The sequence below is a fragment of the Candidatus Amarolinea aalborgensis genome (assembly GCF_900491745.1).
In the GTDB taxonomy this organism is placed as follows: domain Bacteria; phylum Chloroflexota; class Anaerolineae; order SSC4; family Amarolineaceae; genus Amarolinea; species Amarolinea aalborgensis.
The window spans coordinates 238,815-255,612 of record NZ_UETR01000003.1 but is presented as its reverse complement, the minus strand read 5'-3'; the positions used below and the strand labels follow the sequence as shown (position 1 = coordinate 255,612).

Genomic DNA, 16,798 nt, shown 5'->3' with positions numbered 1-16,798 from the left:
AGCGTTCAACATTTCCTGCGCTCGTTCTGCAAGCCTGAATCAAAATGCCAGATCACGTATGCCCCAGGTGCGATGTCGGCCGCGGCCCCTTCCAAATCAGCACGATGGCGAGCAGCCCAAGCAGCAGCAGGGCTACCATCGCCGCCAGGGTCCAGGCGTCAGCCGGCATAACGACGGCGGCCGGTGGGACTGGCGCGACCAGCAGTGCAGCCGGCGCCGGATTGAGCGCCAGGCGCGCTGGCTCGGTGTTGATTTCACTCAAAGCCCAGGCGGCCTGGGCTTGCACCGCGGGGTCCGGGTCTGCGAGCAAACGGGCCAGATCGGCCACCGCGCTGGGTGGTTTGAGCCAACCGAGCATTTCTGCGGCATTCGTGCGCACCACCGCGCTCGAATCATTGAGGGCGGCCACCACCGCGGTCACGGCAGGTTGGCCGGCCTTCTCCAGCGCGCCCATCGCCGCGTGCCGCGCCGGCGTCATCGGTTGGTCGGCAAGCGGCGCCGTGAGCGCGGCCATCGCCGCCGGGGTCCCGATGGCGGCCAGCGCCTCAGCCGCGTGGCGGCCGGCCCAGGGCCCATCGTGCCGCAGCATGGCGCCTAATGGCGGGATCGCTTCTTCAAGATGCAGCCAGCCCAGGGCCGTGGCTGCGCGACCGCGGATGGCCTCGTCAGCGTCAGACAGGAGCGGCATGAGCAACGGCGCAGCGGCCGCGTCGCCCAGCCGGCCGATGGCCTCAGCCACCTGGTCGCCGGCAAACAGGTCAGGATCGCGCAGGTGCAGGAGAAGGATGGGCAGCAGCGCGCGATTGCGAGAGAATCCGATGGTGCGCGCAGTCGCGGCGCGCAGACTGGGGTCGGAGGCAGAGAGTCCGGCCGCGAACGGGAGGCCTACGTCCAAACCAACCACCTGAGTTCCCAGGGCGCCTGGAATCAAAACGGCGAGCAGCGGACCAGCAAGCGGGGTTAGCTGCGTGATGGAATGCTCCAGGCGCTGCGCCGGCGTCATTTCAAACCAATGGCGGCCGTCGTCCACGCTGATGAATGCGAGCTGAATGCTGTGCAGGCCTTGAGGCGTAGCCATGCTAAAGGTTGCCGCGGCATAGACGACCTGCTCATCACCGGGGCTGACCGCCAGGGCGCTGATCGCGAGTGAACCGGCTCCTACCTGGGACAGCCGGCCGCCGGCCGTTTGCCAGGTTCGACCACTGTCCAGGCTGGTATAGAGGCCCTGGGTATCAGTCCCCAGGAAGAGCACGCCCGATGGGTCGGAATGGCCGGTCATCGTCAGCGCCAGCGGCCGGCCAGGCAGCGAAGCCACACTGGTCCAGTTGGCGCCGCCGGTCTCGCTGCGCCAGACGTTTGTGCCGGTGCGAGCGAATACGACATTATCGTTCACAGGGTTGGACACCAACTGCAAGACACGCTCTGGGACCATGCCCGCGTCCGCCCAGGTGCGGCCGGCGTCGGTGCTGCGCTGCACCTGCGTGGCGCCATCTCGCTGGCTGATGGCGCGATAGGTGGCCTGTGACGCATCGGGGCCGGGTGTGTTCGCCTGGGGCGAAGCCATCGTATCACGATACGAAGCGGCTGCAAGCGGCGCGAGACCGCCGATGAGGGCGCAAAGCGCGAGGCAGAACATCACCCGCATCAAGATTATATGGCGGGCCTTGGTGGGCATCCCGCCCATCTTGGGGACTGGCGAAGTGTTGTGTACGACCATGATAATTGCCCTCTCCCGGGGCGTCCTTCACTGGCACGACCCGTGTACATTCCTATTGATAAACCACATATAGGACGGCCCCTGAGCAGAAAGGCAGCGGCATCGGGCCGACGAGGCAGCAGGGCGGGGTCGCTGTCGCCTCGTCGGGCGTCATAACCTGGGCGGGGAGCTGCTTAGCGGCCGATTCTGCGCTTGCTGCGATTAGCTGCGGCCTTGACGTCCTTTTTGGCATTGTGAGCGATGCCCTGGACGGTGGTCTTGGCATCATGCGCTATGTCCCCTACCGTGGCCTTAGCGTCGTGCGCCATGTCCCCGACCGTGGTCTTGGCGTCGTGCGCCATGTCCTCAGCCTTGTGCTTGGCGTCGCGTACGGTGTCTTCGAGTTTATCCTTGGCGTCGTGAGCAGCATCCTTGACGGTGTTCTTCACGTCTTGAACGGCATCCTTGGCCTTTTGTGTGTTATTCGACATAGTTCCCTCCAGATTGGTGAACTGCAGAGTGCAGATTCACCGGCTAATTTTGACTAACGTCTGCGGCCGCCGGGCACCATCCGCAGAATGGCAATCAGGATCACCGCGCCAATGAAAGCGACGAGGATACTGGTAACGTTGATACCGTTGACGGCATCTGGCATCTTCAACAACGTTGAGGCCAGGAAGCCGCCGATCAAGGCGCCCACAATGCCCACGATGATGTCGCCGATCAGGCCATAACCCCCACCGCGCATCACCTGGCCGGCCAACCAACCAGCAATCAAACCAACGACGATCCATGCAAGAATACCCATGATCCAACCCTTTCCTGATTCTACGAGAAGGCTGTCTCCGCCAGCAACCTGGCGGATCGCTCTTCTTTCTGGCCGTAGTATATCGGAAGCGATGGGTCTTGTCGTCTGCGATTACGATTGACTTTGCACAGCAAAAAGGGCCGCCTGGGAAGGCAGCCCTTGGTACGTTTGATGTACATGGTTTGATGTGGACGTTCCATGAGAAACGTCGTGGCGGCGGCTACGCCTCTTCCGCTGTCGTCGGGTCCATCAATCCTTCCCGCACGGCGTAGAGCGCGGCCTGCGTGCGGCTGGCCAGGTGCAGTTTGCCCAGGATACGGCTCACATGGGTGCGCACGGTCGGCTCGCTGACCGCGATCTGGTCCGCAATCTCCTGGTTGCTCAGTCCCTGGGCAATCAATTGCAGCACCATCATCTCGCGCGGTGTGAGCGCTTCCGGGGCCGGCTGCATCTCAACCGGCCGCGCGATCTCTTGCAGGAGCTTGCGGGCGATGGTTGGGTGAAGCGATGGCTCGCCGCGATGCACCTGGCGGATGGCCCGCACGAGTTCCTCAGGCGAGGAGTCCTTGAGTAAGTAACCTAGGGCGCCCGCTTTGATTGCGGGGAAAACTTTACTGTCCGCGGAGAAGCTGGTCAGTACGAGGATGCGCGTCTGTGGCTGACGGCTGGTAATCTGGCGCGTGGCCTCGATGCCATCCATACCCGGCATCAACAGGTCCATCAGGATAACGTCAGGCTGGGTCTCCTGCGCGCGCAGCACCGCTTCCTGCCCGGTGTCGGCTTCTCCCACCACCTCGAAGCCGTCGGCTTCAGAGAGCAGCGCGCGAATGCCCTTGCGCACGATCGCATGGTCATCAACAATCAAGACACGAACGCTCGGTTTTGCCAATCGAGCGTTTTCTTCTGTCATATGGTCACCTCAACCTTCACCCGTGTGCCCTCGCCTGGTGTGCTCTCATACGTCAACCTTCCGCCGACGCGCGCGGCGCGTTCAGCGATCGTGCGCAGGCCGCCCCGACCCTCGACCGGCACCGCTTGCGGATCGAATCCCACGCCGTCATCCACCACCTCGAGGGAAGTGGTCGCCGCGGTGAAGTAGAGGTGCACGGCCACATGCCGGGCCGCCGCATGTTTGCGCACATTATTGAGCGCCTCTTGCGCGATCCAATAGAGGTCGCCTTCAATGGCAATGGGCAGCCGCCGCTCTCCCTCGACGTGGAACTCAGTTTGCAGCCCAGCGCGACCCTCGACCGCCGCCAGGCGCAGCTGCAGCGCGGCCACCAGCCCTTCCGTCTCGAGCACCGGCGGGTGCAGCTGGAAAATGAGGAGCCGCATGTCGCGCATCCCCTCTTGTGCGGTCTCCTGCAGATCTTGTAGATAACCGGCCGTGACATCAACCTTGCCGGCTGCCAGCGCCAGGGCTGCGGCGTTGGCGTACAGGGTCACGCTGTAGAGCGATTGGGTGACCGAGTCGTGCAGCTCACGGGCTAACCGCTGCCGTTCTGCCAGCACGGCCAACTGCTCCGCCTGCTCTTGCAGCCGCGCGTGCTCGATGGCCATCGCGGCCTGGTTGGCAAAGACGGACATGAGCGGGACATCGTCCTCGGTAAAGCCGCCCGCCTTATTCACCACGTCGAGCACGCCGATGACCCCGCCATTGACGTGCAAGGGCACAGCGAGCAGCGCCGTGAGATCCGAAGGCCACTGGTAGACCTGGACCCGCTCGAAGGAAGCTGGATCATTCAGCAGCACGGGCGCGCCCTGGCGCACGACTTGACCCGCCAATGAGCCATCCACCGGCACCGGTTCGACCGCCGCCAACGGCTTGCCCAGGCGGTGCTTGACCTCCAGCCAGGCCTGGTCGGTCAGCAGCAGGACCGCGCTGCCCGTCGCTCCCACTAAGCCCTGGGCTTCGGTGCAGACGATGTTCAGCACCTGTTCCAGGACCGTCTTCTGCAGCAAGCTCACCAGGACGCGGTTGAAGCTCTCGCTCTCGGCCAGCCGCCGCTGCAGCGCGTCATAGAGTTCGGCGTTCTTGCGCGCCAACGCCGCGGTCGCTCGCTCCCGTTCGTCAATCTCGACCTGTAACCCATCCAGGATTTGCTGCAGGCGCGGAATGTCCACAGGATCAGAAATTTGGTAGGGCATGGTGCTATCTCCTGCGCTGATTGTACCCGATCCAGCATAATTCTTCAACATACGCATCATCCGGATGGCGACGACGGTCCAGAGCCACAGGGAGGCGAAGCTGATTGAGCCTGAGCCGATATTTCGCACCTTGACCACGATTGCGCACGAAGCAGAACGAGATAGACCGCCACGGTCTATCTCGTCTTGATTCAAACTGGTGAGGCCACATCTGATCTGGTCAGCAGGTGGACCCTGGCTGGTTTAGCGAGCGTTGCGGCGGCGCAGGAGGGCTGCCGCGCCGGTCAGCGTCGCCAGGACCACCATCGGCCAGGCGCTCACCGGGCTGCGCGTCGAGCCGCTGTCCAGGCTGCTCAACTCAACACCGGTCGGCGAGCCAGGGGTCGGCGTGGCCGTTGGCGTATCGGTCGGCGTGGCCGTTGGGGTGTCGGTTGGCGTCGCCGTGGGCGTCGCTGTCGGGGTGTGGGTCGGCGTGGCCGTTGGCGTATCGGTCGGCGTGGCCGTTGGGGTGTCGGTCGGCGTCGCCGTCGGGGTGGCCGTCGGGGTGTCGGTTGGCGTCGCCGTGGGTGTATCGGTCGGCGTGGCCGTTGGGGTGTCGGTCGGCGTGGCCGTTGGGGTGTCGGTTGGCGTCGCCGTCGGCGTGTCGGTCGGCGTCAGTGTTGGGGTTGGAGTCGGCGCCGTTGATGCATATTCGTACGCGCCTACGTCGCAGGCTGAGCCGCCCGCGTTCACGCCGCCGGCGCGCGGCAGTCCGCGCTGGTCGGTGCTCGTCCCAGCGACACAGCCGTTTGTTCCGATCGGAATGTGGTCGATCGCCACGCTTCCCGCGCCAAGGGCCCGCGTCTGCGTCGGCCCGCCGTTGTTAGCCAGCGCGCCCAGGGCCAGCGCTGCGGCGTTCTGGTTCTGCAGGTCGCCCGTGCCGGCAAACCCGCAGGTTGTGGCGCTCTCGATGTTGTAGCCGCCGGAGGCGACAAGGAAACCAGCACAATCTGTACTGCCCCCAGTTTGCGCCGCTACGATGCTGCTCGAGACCGTCAGCCCGCTGCCGCCAGGGTTGCCGTTAAAGATGCCGCCGCCGTTGACGGCCGAGTTGCCGGAGAGGGTGCTGTTCTGCACCCTCAACACGCCGTTGTTCAAGACGCCGCCGCCGCTGATGCCGGCCGAATTGCCGGAGAGGGTGCTGTTCGAGACCGTCACCGTGGCCGCGCTGCCGGCATAGATGCCGCCGCCCACGTAGGTGGCCGAGTTGCCGGAGACGGTACTGTTCGAGACCGTCACCCTGCTGGCGATGCCGTAGTTGCTGATGCCGCCGCCCCGCCTGGCCGAGTTACCGGAGAGGGTGCTGTTCTGCACCGTCAGTGTGCCGTAGCGGTTGTGGATGCCGCCGCCGTAGAAGGTGGCCGAGTTACCGGAGAGGGTGCTGTTCGAGACCGTCACCGTGCTGAAGTTGCTGATGCTGATGCCGCCGCCGGTGCTGGTGGCCGAGTTGCCGGAGAGGGTGCTGTTCTGCACCGTCAGCGTGCTCAAGTTGCTGATGCCGCCGCCGTTGCTGGCCAAGTTGCCGGAGAGGGTGCTGTTCTGCACCGTCAGCGCGCCGCGGTTCAAGATGCCGCCGCCCCCACTGGCCAGCCCGCCGCTGACCGTGGCGCTGTTCAGGGTCAGGTTGGCGCCGCCGGCCACGGCCAGGATGCGAAAGGCAGTTGCGCTGCTGCGGCTGATCGTGTTGCCGTTGCCTTCGATGGTGATCGCGCTGGCGATCACCGGCAGGCCGTTGTTGCCGTCGGTCGTGTTGTTCACCGCCGTCAGGGTCACGTTCGTCTGCAGGTTGATGATGTCTGCGCCGCTGCCGGCGGTGCAGCCGCCTGTGGCTGCGTCGGTATTGGCGGCGGTAATGGCATCGGTCAGCGTGCATGTGACCCCATCAACGTTGATGGTCGCCCCCGGAGCCATCGCGCCGGCCGGCGCGCCGTTGACGGCCAGCAGCAGCGCGATCCCGGCCAGGCTCAGGCCAAGCTGGCGCTGCCAGCGCCGCCGCTCGGCCCGCGGCCGGCTGCCCAGCCGGCCGTACCAGGCGGCGAAGCGCCTGAACAGATCATCCCTGGGCCGCCGCAGCGCGCCGCTCAGAGCCGGGGTTGCGGGGACCTCGGCCAGGGCCTGCTGCCAGGCCTGCCGGGCGTCCGGCTGCCGTGCGCCTTGCTCGATTTCCTTCATGGTGTGTCTCCTCCTGTCGTGGGTTTCTTGCCGCGCGCAGTATATGCAGAACCGGGTATTGTGCAAATAGCGTACAAGTACCCAGGAGAATGCTGTGCTCCCCTTTGAGGCCGGCTGGCAAGGCGTCAACGGGCAGCGAGCGCACGCAGCGCTGCGGCGGCCTCGGCCATGACGCTGGCCCAATCCTTGGGCCGCGGCTGGCGAAAGAGTCGGGCGGACGGGTACCACGGACTGTCGGCGCGCTCCAGCAGCCAGCGCCAGTCGGGGGCATAGCACAGCAGGACCCACGCCGGTACGCCCAACGCGCCGGCCAGGTGCGCCACCCCCGTGTCCACGCTGATCACCAGGTCGAGCTGGCTAACGATGGCGGCGGTGTCGGCCCAGTCTTTGATGAATGATGAATGATGAATGAGGAATGAGGAGTCCAGATCGTCAGACTTCTCGCCAACTTGCAGGCTGTGCCATTCGATGCTCGGAATTTCGAAGAGGGGCGCAAAATCGGCCAGGCGGGCGGAGCGGTTGCGGTCATTGCCCTGGGTGGGGCTGCCGGCCCAGGCGATCCCTACCCGCAGCGGCGACTTACCGCCCGTCGTTGGTCGTCCGTCGCCCATCCTCAAGACATTCACCTGCCGATCGGGTGGAACCGAGAGGTACGGAGTCTGCGCCGGGATCGTCTGCAGCGTGGCGCCCAACACCATCGGCAGGCTGAGCAGGGGGATGTGCACGTCGAAAGCCTGCTCGGCAATCGCGCCCGCGCCGCGAATCTCGTCCACGCCAGCCGCGGTGGCGAAGAGCGCGCTCAGCGAGTCGGGCGCGATCAGCAGCACCTTGCCCACGCGTGGCCGCGCCTGCTGGACGAAGCGAACGAACTGGATGGCGTCGCCCGCGCCCTGCTCGGTGTGCACCAACAGCGTCTTGCCGGGCAGCGGCGAGCCGTCCCAGCGCGGGTGCGGCGGCATGAAGGGGGTAAATTGCCGGGTCTGCCAGCGCCACTCGAACTCGCGGAAGCCGGCCGGCAGATCGCCCAGCTTGAGCAGGGCCATGCCCAGGTTCATGTGCGCGTCGGGCATGGCAGGGTCGAGGCGGATGGCGTGCTGGTAGTGCGCGACCGCGTCGTGCAGCCGGTTTTCGGCCGTCGCGACGTTGCCCAGGTTGTTGTAGACCTCGGCCCGCTCCGGCGCGAGGGCCTTGGCCCGCTCGAAGTGGACGATCGCCTCGGCGACCTTGTCCTGGTCCAGCCGCGCGGCGCCGCGGTTGATCTCCTCGACGAAGCCGGCCGGCTGCTCCGGGCCGGCCGCGGGCAAAGGCTCCTGCAGCACCGCGGGCACGTCCTTCATGGCCGCGTCGGGCAGCACATAGGAGTGGTTGAGGATTTCGTCGCCGAACTCCAGCATCTCGGGGTAGCGCGCCGGCACGATCTGCACCGCGAAGATCTCCTGCACGCCCGTCTCGAAGCGCAAGAACGCGACGGTCTCGCCCGTTTCCACGTTGACCACCCACACGCCGCAGATGCGCTCCTGCTGCCGCTCGACCAGGGGGATGCCGCTGAAAACCGCGGTCTCGCGCACTTGGGAAAGGCCAATGAAGGCCAGCGGCCCGGCGAAGTCAATGCCGCGCGTGAACCCCGGTAATGTGGCCACGGTGTGCCAGGTATGGTTCGGCAGGTCGGCATAGGCCAGGCTGCCCTGCCCTGACTCCAACAGCCACAGCCGCCCCGCCCACAAGCGCGGTGAGTGCGGCATAGAAAGCCCTTCCAGGAGCACTTCGTTGCGCTCCACATCCATCAGCACGCCGCCGCCGCGTTTGTTCGCGCGCCAGCCGCCGGGTGTGTCAGTCTGGCCCAGCGCGGTCACGTATTTGGGCTTGCCGCCCACCATGGCCAGGCCGTTGAGGTGGCAGCGATCTTCGGGCGCCAGCGCCGACACGAAATGTGGCCGCCAGCGCGGCGTGAAGCTGTGATCGGGTTCCAGTGTGCACAGGCAGCAGAAGCGGGTGTTGACAATCCAGAGGTCCTCCTTGCCCCACGCCAGTTCGTGGATATCAATGTCGCCGGTGACATGGACCTGGCGGGGGAGATAGGCGGCATCGTGTTTGCCCTTCGGCTCCAGCTTGGGCGCCACCGCCGGCATGTTACGGAAGTACCAAACCGTGTTCTGTCCCCCCACCGTCAGCCGCTGGCCATCCACGGCGATGCCCATCGGCTTGTTGAAGTCGCGAAAGTGGGTGTTGATCCCGCCGCCATCGCTGCGCACCAGAATCACTTTTCCCGCCTGGTACGTGCTGACCACCAGGCTGATGCCAAAGTGGTCGAGGATCGCGGGCAGATTGTTGGTGTAGACGCTCGTGAGCGGGATACTGCTGGCCGCAGGGTCACGGCCCTGGCTGTTCCTGTTCTGATTTGCCATGTCTATCCCACATTGAATAATCAGAAGCCCGCCGCGGGTGCACATTGCGCTCCCATGGCGGGCTTGAACTAACGGCAGCCACGCGTGGCAGGCGCCTGTCAGCAGCCTGGCACGCTCAAACGTCCGCGCATCACGCCCCTAGATTCACGGTCACCCGATGCACGGCGCCGGCCGTCAACTGCGCGATGACGTCGCGACTGAGGCGCGCCGACGCGCCCGGCCGTTCGATCGGCGCAGCCGCGCCGTCCACGGTCACCTGCAGGACGCGGTACGCGGGGTACTGCAGGCGCTGCGGATTCTGATAGATCACATCGAGGTCGCGACCAGCGAACTGCGAACGCACAGAAGCCTCGCCGGCGGCGTCGAACTGCGCGGCCACCAGCTTCGGTTCCAGAACCAGATCGCCCAGGTCTCCTTTGACGCCGAAAGCCTCGGTCAGCAGCGTCAGCAGATACCAGCTTGCAGAACCGGTCAGCCACGGGTAGAGGCCGCGACCCCGCTCGCTGATATACTCCGGGATGCCGGGGTAGATGCGGCTGACCCCAAAGTCCGCACACTGCTGATAAATCTCATCCAACACCTTGAAGCCCTCTTGCACCATCCCCCGCCGATAGAGCGCGTTGGCGTACATCACCGCCATGTGGCTGAACATCGCGCCGTTTTCCTTGTGACCAAACGCGAAGCCGAAACAGCGCCCCAAGCTGAACTGCATGCCGCCAAAGTCGGTGTTGAGCCGATAGCCGCCGACGCGTCGGTCGTACAGGTAGCGATCGGCTGCGGACACGATCGCGGCCGCCTGCGCGTCGGTCGCGATGCCGCCCATCAACGCGAAAACTTGGCCGGTCAACGTCATACGCACGCCGTGCGGGTGATCGCCCTCGACGCGGCGGCCCTCGTTGTCGTAGTAACCGTTGAACCAACCGCACCCGTGGCTGTCGGTGATCCACTCCTGCGTCCGAATGTGATGGCTGAGCCAGGCGGCTTTGGTCTCCAGATCATGCGCCAGATCAGACAGCGTGATGCCGACCTTGTCGCCCGAAACGGCCTGTCCGCACGTCGCGAAGTACGCGGCGAGCCGGGCCTGCTTGGCGGCCGGATCCTCGTAATCCACGGCTGCGCCCAGGGTGTCGAGCAGCGGTCGCAGCTCCGCGGCCAACGCGACCTCGGCCACCCCCAATCGCTTCAGGGCGCGCACCAGCTCGGCCAGGTCGGCCAGGTTGCTGGCGTAGAGCGCGCTGAAGGCGACGCTCTCTCCACGCACGCGGGCCATATCCATGCCGTCGTTCCAGTCAGCGCCCTCCAACAGGATGTTGTTGCCGGACGCGCCCACATTGAAGAAAGCGGTCAGGTGTTGGATCAGCAAATGTTCGAGCACGCTGCCGTGGTAGATTTCGCCCCCGCGGGTGCGCAGCTGCGTGCCCTGCTCTGGCGTCCAGCTCGCGTCCCGCGCCTGGCAGCGGTTGATATGCGCATCCTTGAAGTAAGCCTGCTCTTGCAGCAGAAACGCCAGGTCACCGCTCTGATCAAGGTACAGCCGCGTGGTCAGATAGGGCCACGCGCCGTGATCCATCCAGACGCGCGGGATGTTGTTGCGATCGGCCAGGAACTCACCCGGCCGGCTGCCGATGATGGTCGCGTTGCTGCCGTCCACGCGCACGCCCGCGAAGCTGCTGAAGAGCAGATCGTGCACCGGCTCCGGCTCCAACATCAACAGCGCCAGGCAGTCCTGCCACAGGTCCCGCCAGCCGCGTCCGCCGCGGCCATAGTCGTGATAGGGCACAAAGGAGTTGCCGAACAACCGGCGTAGAAACGGCTGCACGGCCACCCATTTGAGCCACCCGTTGAAGCGAGGGTCTGCGCTGTGAAAGGCCAGCGGCCGCACCATGTCCTGCCAGTGGGCCGCTGTGACCTGCAGCCAGTGCGCGGTCTGGGCCGCGCTGCCGTAACGGCGCACCAGCTCTTCACCTGGCTCGGCCTCGGCTGCGGCCCGACTGAGCTCGCCGAAGTCCACGGCCAGGATCAGTATGTAAGTGCGCGCTTCCCCTGGGGCCAGCGTGACCTCCGCGAAACGCAGCCCGCCGATCGCTTCATAGCCGTCAACGGCCGCCCCCGCAGGTAGGCCGGCCATTCCCGGCTGCACCACCGCCGCCGGCCATTCCAGGTTGCCGCCCTCGCCGATGAAGTCCTCGACCACGGGGAAGAAGCTCACCGGCGGCGCGCCGTCCCCCTCCGCGCCCAAGACCGCATAGCTCACGCTATTGGGCCGGTGACCGCGCTCGTCGAAAGTGAGGGTTGGCCGCACCACCACGCCATGGTGGACAGTGCGGATGCGATGCAGCAGCGAGGTCACGTGCCGGTGGTCGCGCAGATTGTCGGCCGAGCGACCGTAGAGCGGAATGGCCGCGGTCGGGGTGAGCGTCAGGGGCGCGCGCCCGCTGTTCGTCAGCGTTACCTGCATCAGCTCCACCTGGTCATCACTCGCAGGCACGAAATTGAGGACTTCTGCGGTCAGGCCAAGGCGCCGGTTCTGCCGCGTGACCTGGTGCCACAGCAGCCCGGCGCGCAGCATGACCGTCTCATCGCCATCCTCCACAAAGGTCTGGCTGATCTGCGGAGCGGAGTTGCCGGTGGCCGACCAGGGGGACGCGCCTGGCACGGCCACCCAGAAATTGCGCGCACTACGCGTGTTGTGCAGATCTTCGACCGAAACTGGCATCGTCAAAAAAGTGTTCTGCCCGGTCTTGACGTCTCCATGCAGCGTCGGCGTGGCGACAGACATCATGCCGGCCTCGTTCACCAACGGGAAATAGAGATAGCTGTTCTTGTGGGGCGCGTCCAAGACAAAGGCGCCGTCGTCGCCTATGAACTGCCAGCCCAGGGTTTTGTTATTTGTCATTGCGTTTTCTCACTCAAAGTCATCTCAATGTGCTTGATCTCTCCGCTGCGCACCATGGCAGCATACGGGGCGCCAATCAGGCCGCCTGGCAGGCTGATCTCTTGGCCTGCTGGCAAGTGCAGTTTTACGGCTGTGACTGTGGATGGGTCGCCTGCGCCCGGAGGCTTGTGGTAAACGATCTCACACTGACCCAGGAAAGTGAAGGTAAGTGCACCATCCTCACGGAAGAGCCAGCCAGGCAAAGCTGGCCTGAAGGCCAGGCAAAGATCCCCATCTTGCATGAAAAATGGCCGCGGGCCGGCCATCATCAGCGACCAGATGCTGATGAACTCGGCTGCCGCGCCGGTCAGCCGGGCGACGAAACCGCGACCGTGCAGCGACTCATCGGGATGGGCGCTGCTGACGAGAAAGGATGAGTTCTCAACGGGCTGCGGCCGTAGGTGTGGGGATCGAGAAACGGCGCCGAGCCGCGGCGCATCGGTAAAGAACTCGTCGCACAAGCCTGCACGCAGCACCTCCAACAGGTACTTGTAGGCCATGCAAGAAGACCGATTCGTTTTCCAACCAGCCCGGCGTGAATGCGCAGCCAGCCGATCTCGCGAACAGGCCTCCAGCGGCGCATTGGCCTTGTACATGCCCAGCTTGCGGTCGTACAGCGCTTTCTTTGACCTGGCGGTAGAGGGCGCGGGCGTCAGCAAGGTCCGTTTTGGTTTTAGGGCGTGCATCGGGCCTTCAAAAGGAGGCAGACGCTCTGCGCGAAACCCACGCGCACCGCGGGCCGACCATGATCGTCCGCCAGCGGCTGCCGCTGGCGTCGGCAAAGGTGTCGTAAGCCAGGGCTTCGTAGGTGAGTAAGTGGGCGGGATGCCGGCTGTAAGCTCCTCTGCGCGGGCGATGCCTGAGGCCACTTTGTCTCGCAGGGCTAGCCGCGGCGTCAGGGTTGCGAAATCAATGGTCTCCGTGCGTCCGTCGAAGCCCAACCGAGTGCGGTCCTGCGATAGGCCTCGCGCGCGTCGCCGTCGCATCCCAATAACGAAAATCGCGATCGGCGTCGCGTAGCGTGATACGCGGTCAACTGCGCCCACATCCCTTAACAGATCGGCCTGTTCCACGGGCGATCCACCTGCTGCGCCCTTCTCGGCCAGCGCCGCCAGCAGGAAGTCGAGCAGCCGCCCCAGTTCGTACGTCTCGGACAACGATGAGCCGAAGAGGCCGGGCAGGCCATTGAGTGCATCGCACCAGCCCGGCTTGCCCGCCTCCATCTCGATCCCCATGCCCAGCGGGTCGAGGGTGGCGAACTTGATCACCGCCAGCCCCAGCAGCTTGGCAAAGACAGTCGTGCGATAAACCTCGCCCAGACCGTGCGCGGTCCGCGCCAGGTTAGGCGTATGTCGGCGAGCCGCAATCAGCGCGGCCTTCTCGTCATCTACGATCACGGCCCCGTACTGGCGCACCTTCCCATGATCGGCCAGCACGGTCTTGGCCGCGCGGGGCTGCACGAACGCGGGGCTGTCGAAATAGGGCGCCACCGGTTTGCCGAAGAGCAGCTCGTCCTGGTGGTCGGGGTAGACCGCCAGGTAACCGTCGAGCAGATCGAGGATGTAGAACCAGTGGTCAACCCAGTAGCCCTCGCCAAACGTGGCCTCGAAGCTTGCATCGGCCTGCGTCAGCACAGCCGCGATGAACTCTTGCGGTGAGACAGTCAGCCCGATGCCGCGATCGGTGACGGCTTGCAGCAGCCCGCCGGGGGTAAAGGGCCTGCCCAATAGGATCGCCAGGTCTGCTGGCTGCCGGGCCAGCTTGAGAATGTCGCCTTGGCGGTCAGGCGGCACCGTGAAGCGGCTGCCGTTGACCACCAAGGGGTTGTAGCCATCAGCCTGGATCAGCCCGAGGAAAGCCAGCACGTCGAAATCGCCGATGGCAGGTTTGAGCAGCACGTTGCTGCGCCGGTTCTGCGCGACATCGCGGTAGTTGGCGTTGCCTTGGGAGTAGAACTCCGGCGCCAGGTAGAAGGCGTTATAGTCTCGCTCCAGATCGCCGTGTTTGCGACCATAGAGATGATAGATGTGCCTGCCCAGGCGCACCGGCCAACCGCCTCGCAGCGTGTTGTCCAGCAGGCTCTGCCGGCAGTAGGCATCGAACCGGGGATCGCTGGTCTGCGTGGCTATAGGATCGCTGAGAGATCGCGCCAACGCCTGCGCTTCCGTGCGTTTGGCGGCGATGTACGCGGGTTGGCTGAGACGGCCGCGCGCTCGATTGATGAGCGCCACGTCGCTGGCGTGACCAACGATCGCATACAGCGTCATGGCTTCACCAGGCGCCAGCGTTGCCGTCGCGCTGCCCATGCCGCACGGTGTGCGACCCACGGTGATCTGGCGCATGGTCTGGAGTTCGGCCAGCGGATGCGCCAGGAAGCGGTCTGGAAAGCTGAGGGCTGTGTTGGTCCCAAAGACGATGGTTGGATCAACAAAGCGGCCGAGACCGGGAAGGCCCGGCCCATCGGCAAAAGCCAGGTAGAAATTCCCTGCCTCCACTGCTTCTACCTGAGCCTCATCTCCAACGCTGGCCTGTACGCGGTAGAACGGGACGTCGTTCTCGAGGTTTGTGACTGCCATCCACGCCTCAGCCGTGCGGTTGATATCTTTCAAGAGCCTGTCGTTGATGCCAAAGGGGATGACAATGGGCAAGCCATCCAGCAGATCGAGCGTCACCGCCGCGGCCCCGACATTGGTCACTGTCACCTGGCGCACCAGTCCTGCAAACGGCTCACCCGACAGGGTGAAATAGAGGACGGTGGTGCGCAAACCATGCGCCGCGCTCGTTTCTTCCAGTTCCAGCTCGTTTGGGCCAATAGACATCCGGCGGGATGGTCGGACGCTCTCGCTGCGCTGCGCTGCGTCCTGCGATGAGGCCGGGATCAGCGCAGAAAATGGCTCATAGTAGCACTCGCCTGCGGCGTCGCGACGTTTGATGAAGGTGCGAAACCCGGTGTACGGCGCCATCTGATAGGCTTTGTTTGCGGGCTGGAACTCCATGATCGGCATATCTTTGCTGCCAACGCCGAAGCTGGCGATGGCCTGACCCCTGTTGACATAAAACGCCCACAGGGGAATGCCGAGTGGCCCCGCGATGCCGGGCAGGAAGCTGGAGAACGGCGGCATCGTGTCGTAGTCTTCGATGACGAAACGGTCGAGAGGATCGAAATGGTATGATTTCATAAGTGAATTCACTTTGTCCTGAAAACATAGGTCGCGATGGAATGAGGGAGGGCGGCGGCCGACCACGCGGCTGGACTGAGCTCGCCGAAGTCAGGGTCGCGGGTGCGCTCGGCGCCAGGCGTCTGCAGCGCAAAGGGGATCGTCTCGTCTGATCTGTTCAACACGATGGCGACCATTTGCCCATCGGGATTCAGAAATGCGGCTGCTTCCAGCGCGTCATGCGAGGTCGCGCACAGGATGCGCCGTGCACCCGGCTGGACGAAACGGGCAAAATGCCCAATCGCATAGAAGGAGCTTTGATAGTGCAGCTCGCCGGTTCGTGTGTCAGCAATGATCGGCGCGCTGCAGAAGTTACCGACATGGTTGGGGCCGCCGGTTTCGTCCAGCAGCAGGTTCCAGTCAATCCAACCTGCCGTCCAGCGGTTGAGATCGTTGATCATCGAGTGCGCGTAGCGTTCGCCCACGTGCCACTCGCCCAGGTGCGGCCCGCCTTCCTGGCTGCCTTCTGTGAAGACCAGCCTCTTGTCGGGGAAGGCATCATGCGTCCACAGCACGTTGTCGAAGCGATCATGCACGTACCAGTGGAACCCAATGCCCCAGATGTACTGCGCCGCGGCCGGGTCAGACAGCACTGCCCTGGCGCGCTCGACCATCAGATCGCGGTTGTGATCCCAGATCAACAAGCGCACTTTGCCCAACCCCGCCGCGGCCAGGGTTGGGCCCAGGTAGTCGCGCACGAAGTCGCGCTCCTCCTCGGCCGTATAAATGCACGATTCCCATACCTGGGTCGCCAGTGGTTCGTTCTGCACAGTCAGGCCCCAGATGGGGATGCCTTCAGCCTCGTACTCCCGGATGTAGCGGCCGTAATAGGCCGCCCAGGCCGCGCGGTATTCTGGCTTGAGCTTGCCGCCGTGGCACATATCGCCATTGGTCTTCATCCAGGCGGGCGGGCTCCAGGGAGAGGCCAGCAGTCGGATCGGCCGGCCCGCGGCCGCCTGCGCGGCTCGGATCAGCGGAATCAGCGCGCGGCGGTCGCGCTCAATCGAAAAGCGCCGCAGATCGACGTCGCCGTCCACCTCATCATAGGCGTAGTTGCCCAGGGAAAAGTCGCAGCTGTTGATGTGGGTGCGGCACAGGGTGTAGCCCAGGCCGTGGACAGGATCGAAGTAAGCGTGCAAAATTTCGGCCTGGCGCGGCGGCGGGAGACGAAAGAAGGTGAGCGCCGCGGCTTCGGTGAACGCGCCGCCGAAGCCCTCGATCTCCTGGTAACGCACCGCCGGGTCAACCAGGACGGATGCGGGCGCATCGGCGGCAGTGCCTGGGGTGAGGGGCGGCAGCTCGGTGAGGCGATAGGCGGTGTTCTGGGCCGTACAAAAGTGTCGCAGGTGCATCATGGGTCGCATTCCAGATCGCAAT

The 16,798-nt window shown here is 64.8% G+C and carries 10 protein-coding genes; all 10 read right to left on the bottom strand.

Annotated elements, in window-relative coordinates:
• Nucleotides 1-52: 52 nt before the first annotated feature.
• On the bottom strand, nucleotides 53-1,564 hold the full coding sequence (locus tag ACPQ6D_RS05820; RefSeq protein ID WP_423223356.1) for a HEAT repeat domain-containing protein: 1,512 nt from the start codon (nucleotides 1,562-1,564) through the stop codon (nucleotides 53-55).
• Nucleotides 1,565-1,890: 326 nt separating this feature from the next.
• Nucleotides 1,891-2,187, bottom strand: a complete 297-nt coding sequence (locus tag ACPQ6D_RS05815; RefSeq protein WP_423223355.1) for a hypothetical protein — start codon at nucleotides 2,185-2,187, stop codon at nucleotides 1,891-1,893.
• 53 nt (nucleotides 2,188-2,240) lie between these two features.
• Nucleotides 2,241-2,504, bottom strand: a complete 264-nt coding sequence (locus ACPQ6D_RS05810) for a GlsB/YeaQ/YmgE family stress response membrane protein (RefSeq protein ID WP_423223354.1) — start codon at nucleotides 2,502-2,504, stop codon at nucleotides 2,241-2,243.
• A gap of 220 nt (nucleotides 2,505-2,724) precedes the next feature.
• Nucleotides 2,725-3,414 carry a response regulator gene (locus ACPQ6D_RS05805; RefSeq protein WP_423223353.1) on the bottom strand — a complete coding sequence of 230 codons (690 nt, stop codon included), beginning with the start codon at nucleotides 3,412-3,414 and terminating at the stop codon, nucleotides 2,725-2,727.
• Nucleotides 3,411-4,652 carry a GAF domain-containing sensor histidine kinase gene (locus ACPQ6D_RS05800; protein ID WP_423223352.1) on the bottom strand — a complete coding sequence of 414 codons (1,242 nt, stop codon included), beginning with the start codon at nucleotides 4,650-4,652 and terminating at the stop codon, nucleotides 3,411-3,413. Before ACPQ6D_RS05800 ends, ACPQ6D_RS05805 begins: the two co-directional genes overlap by 4 nt.
• A 243-nt stretch (nucleotides 4,653-4,895) precedes the next feature.
• Nucleotides 4,896-6,863 carry a beta strand repeat-containing protein gene (locus tag ACPQ6D_RS05795; protein ID WP_423223351.1) on the bottom strand — a complete coding sequence of 656 codons (1,968 nt, stop codon included), beginning with the start codon at nucleotides 6,861-6,863 and terminating at the stop codon, nucleotides 4,896-4,898.
• A 125-nt stretch (nucleotides 6,864-6,988) separates the two neighbouring features.
• Complete coding sequence (locus ACPQ6D_RS05790; protein ID WP_423223350.1) at nucleotides 6,989-9,268, bottom strand: TIGR03032 family protein; 2,280 nt, start codon at nucleotides 9,266-9,268, stop codon at nucleotides 6,989-6,991.
• 130 nt (nucleotides 9,269-9,398) lie between these two features.
• Nucleotides 9,399-12,164 (bottom strand): GH36-type glycosyl hydrolase domain-containing protein, encoded by a 2,766-nt coding sequence (locus tag ACPQ6D_RS05785; RefSeq protein ID WP_423223349.1) that lies wholly within the window; start codon nucleotides 12,162-12,164, stop codon nucleotides 9,399-9,401.
• Entirely contained in the window at nucleotides 12,161-15,382 is a 3,222-nt protein-coding gene (locus ACPQ6D_RS05780) for a cellobiose phosphorylase (RefSeq protein WP_423223348.1), read from the bottom strand. Before ACPQ6D_RS05780 ends, ACPQ6D_RS05785 begins: the two co-directional genes overlap by 4 nt.
• Before the next feature lie 8 nt (nucleotides 15,383-15,390).
• Nucleotides 15,391-16,776: a glycoside hydrolase family 30 protein gene (locus ACPQ6D_RS05775; RefSeq protein WP_423223347.1), complete on the bottom strand. Its 1,386-nt coding sequence runs from the start codon at nucleotides 16,774-16,776 to the stop codon at nucleotides 15,391-15,393.
• Nucleotides 16,777-16,798: the final 22 nt, after the last annotated feature.

Excerpts from the sequence above, each read along its gene's own strand:
- ACPQ6D_RS05815 (WP_423223355.1), bottom strand. The coding sequence starts at position 2,187 with ATGTCGAATAACACACAAAAGGCCAAGGATGCCGTTCAAGACGTGAAG.
- ACPQ6D_RS05780 (WP_423223348.1), bottom strand. The coding sequence starts at position 15,382 with ATGAAATCATACCATTTCGATCCTCTCGACCGTTTCGTCATCGAAGAC.
- ACPQ6D_RS05805 (WP_423223353.1), bottom strand. The coding sequence starts at position 3,414 with ATGACAGAAGAAAACGCTCGATTGGCAAAACCGAGCGTTCGTGTCTTG.
- ACPQ6D_RS05790 (WP_423223350.1), bottom strand. The coding sequence starts at position 9,268 with ATGGCAAATCAGAACAGGAACAGCCAGGGCCGTGACCCTGCGGCCAGC.
- ACPQ6D_RS05785 (WP_423223349.1), bottom strand. The coding sequence starts at position 12,164 with ATGACAAATAACAAAACCCTGGGCTGGCAGTTCATAGGCGACGACGGC.
- ACPQ6D_RS05800 (WP_423223352.1), bottom strand. The coding sequence starts at position 4,652 with ATGCCCTACCAAATTTCTGATCCTGTGGACATTCCGCGCCTGCAGCAA.
- ACPQ6D_RS05775 (WP_423223347.1), bottom strand. The coding sequence starts at position 16,776 with ATGATGCACCTGCGACACTTTTGTACGGCCCAGAACACCGCCTATCGC.
- ACPQ6D_RS05810 (WP_423223354.1), bottom strand. The coding sequence starts at position 2,504 with ATGGGTATTCTTGCATGGATCGTCGTTGGTTTGATTGCTGGTTGGTTG.
- ACPQ6D_RS05795 (WP_423223351.1), bottom strand. The coding sequence starts at position 6,863 with ATGAAGGAAATCGAGCAAGGCGCACGGCAGCCGGACGCCCGGCAGGCC.
- ACPQ6D_RS05820 (WP_423223356.1), bottom strand. The coding sequence starts at position 1,564 with ATGGCTTCGCCCCAGGCGAACACACCCGGCCCCGATGCGTCACAGGCC.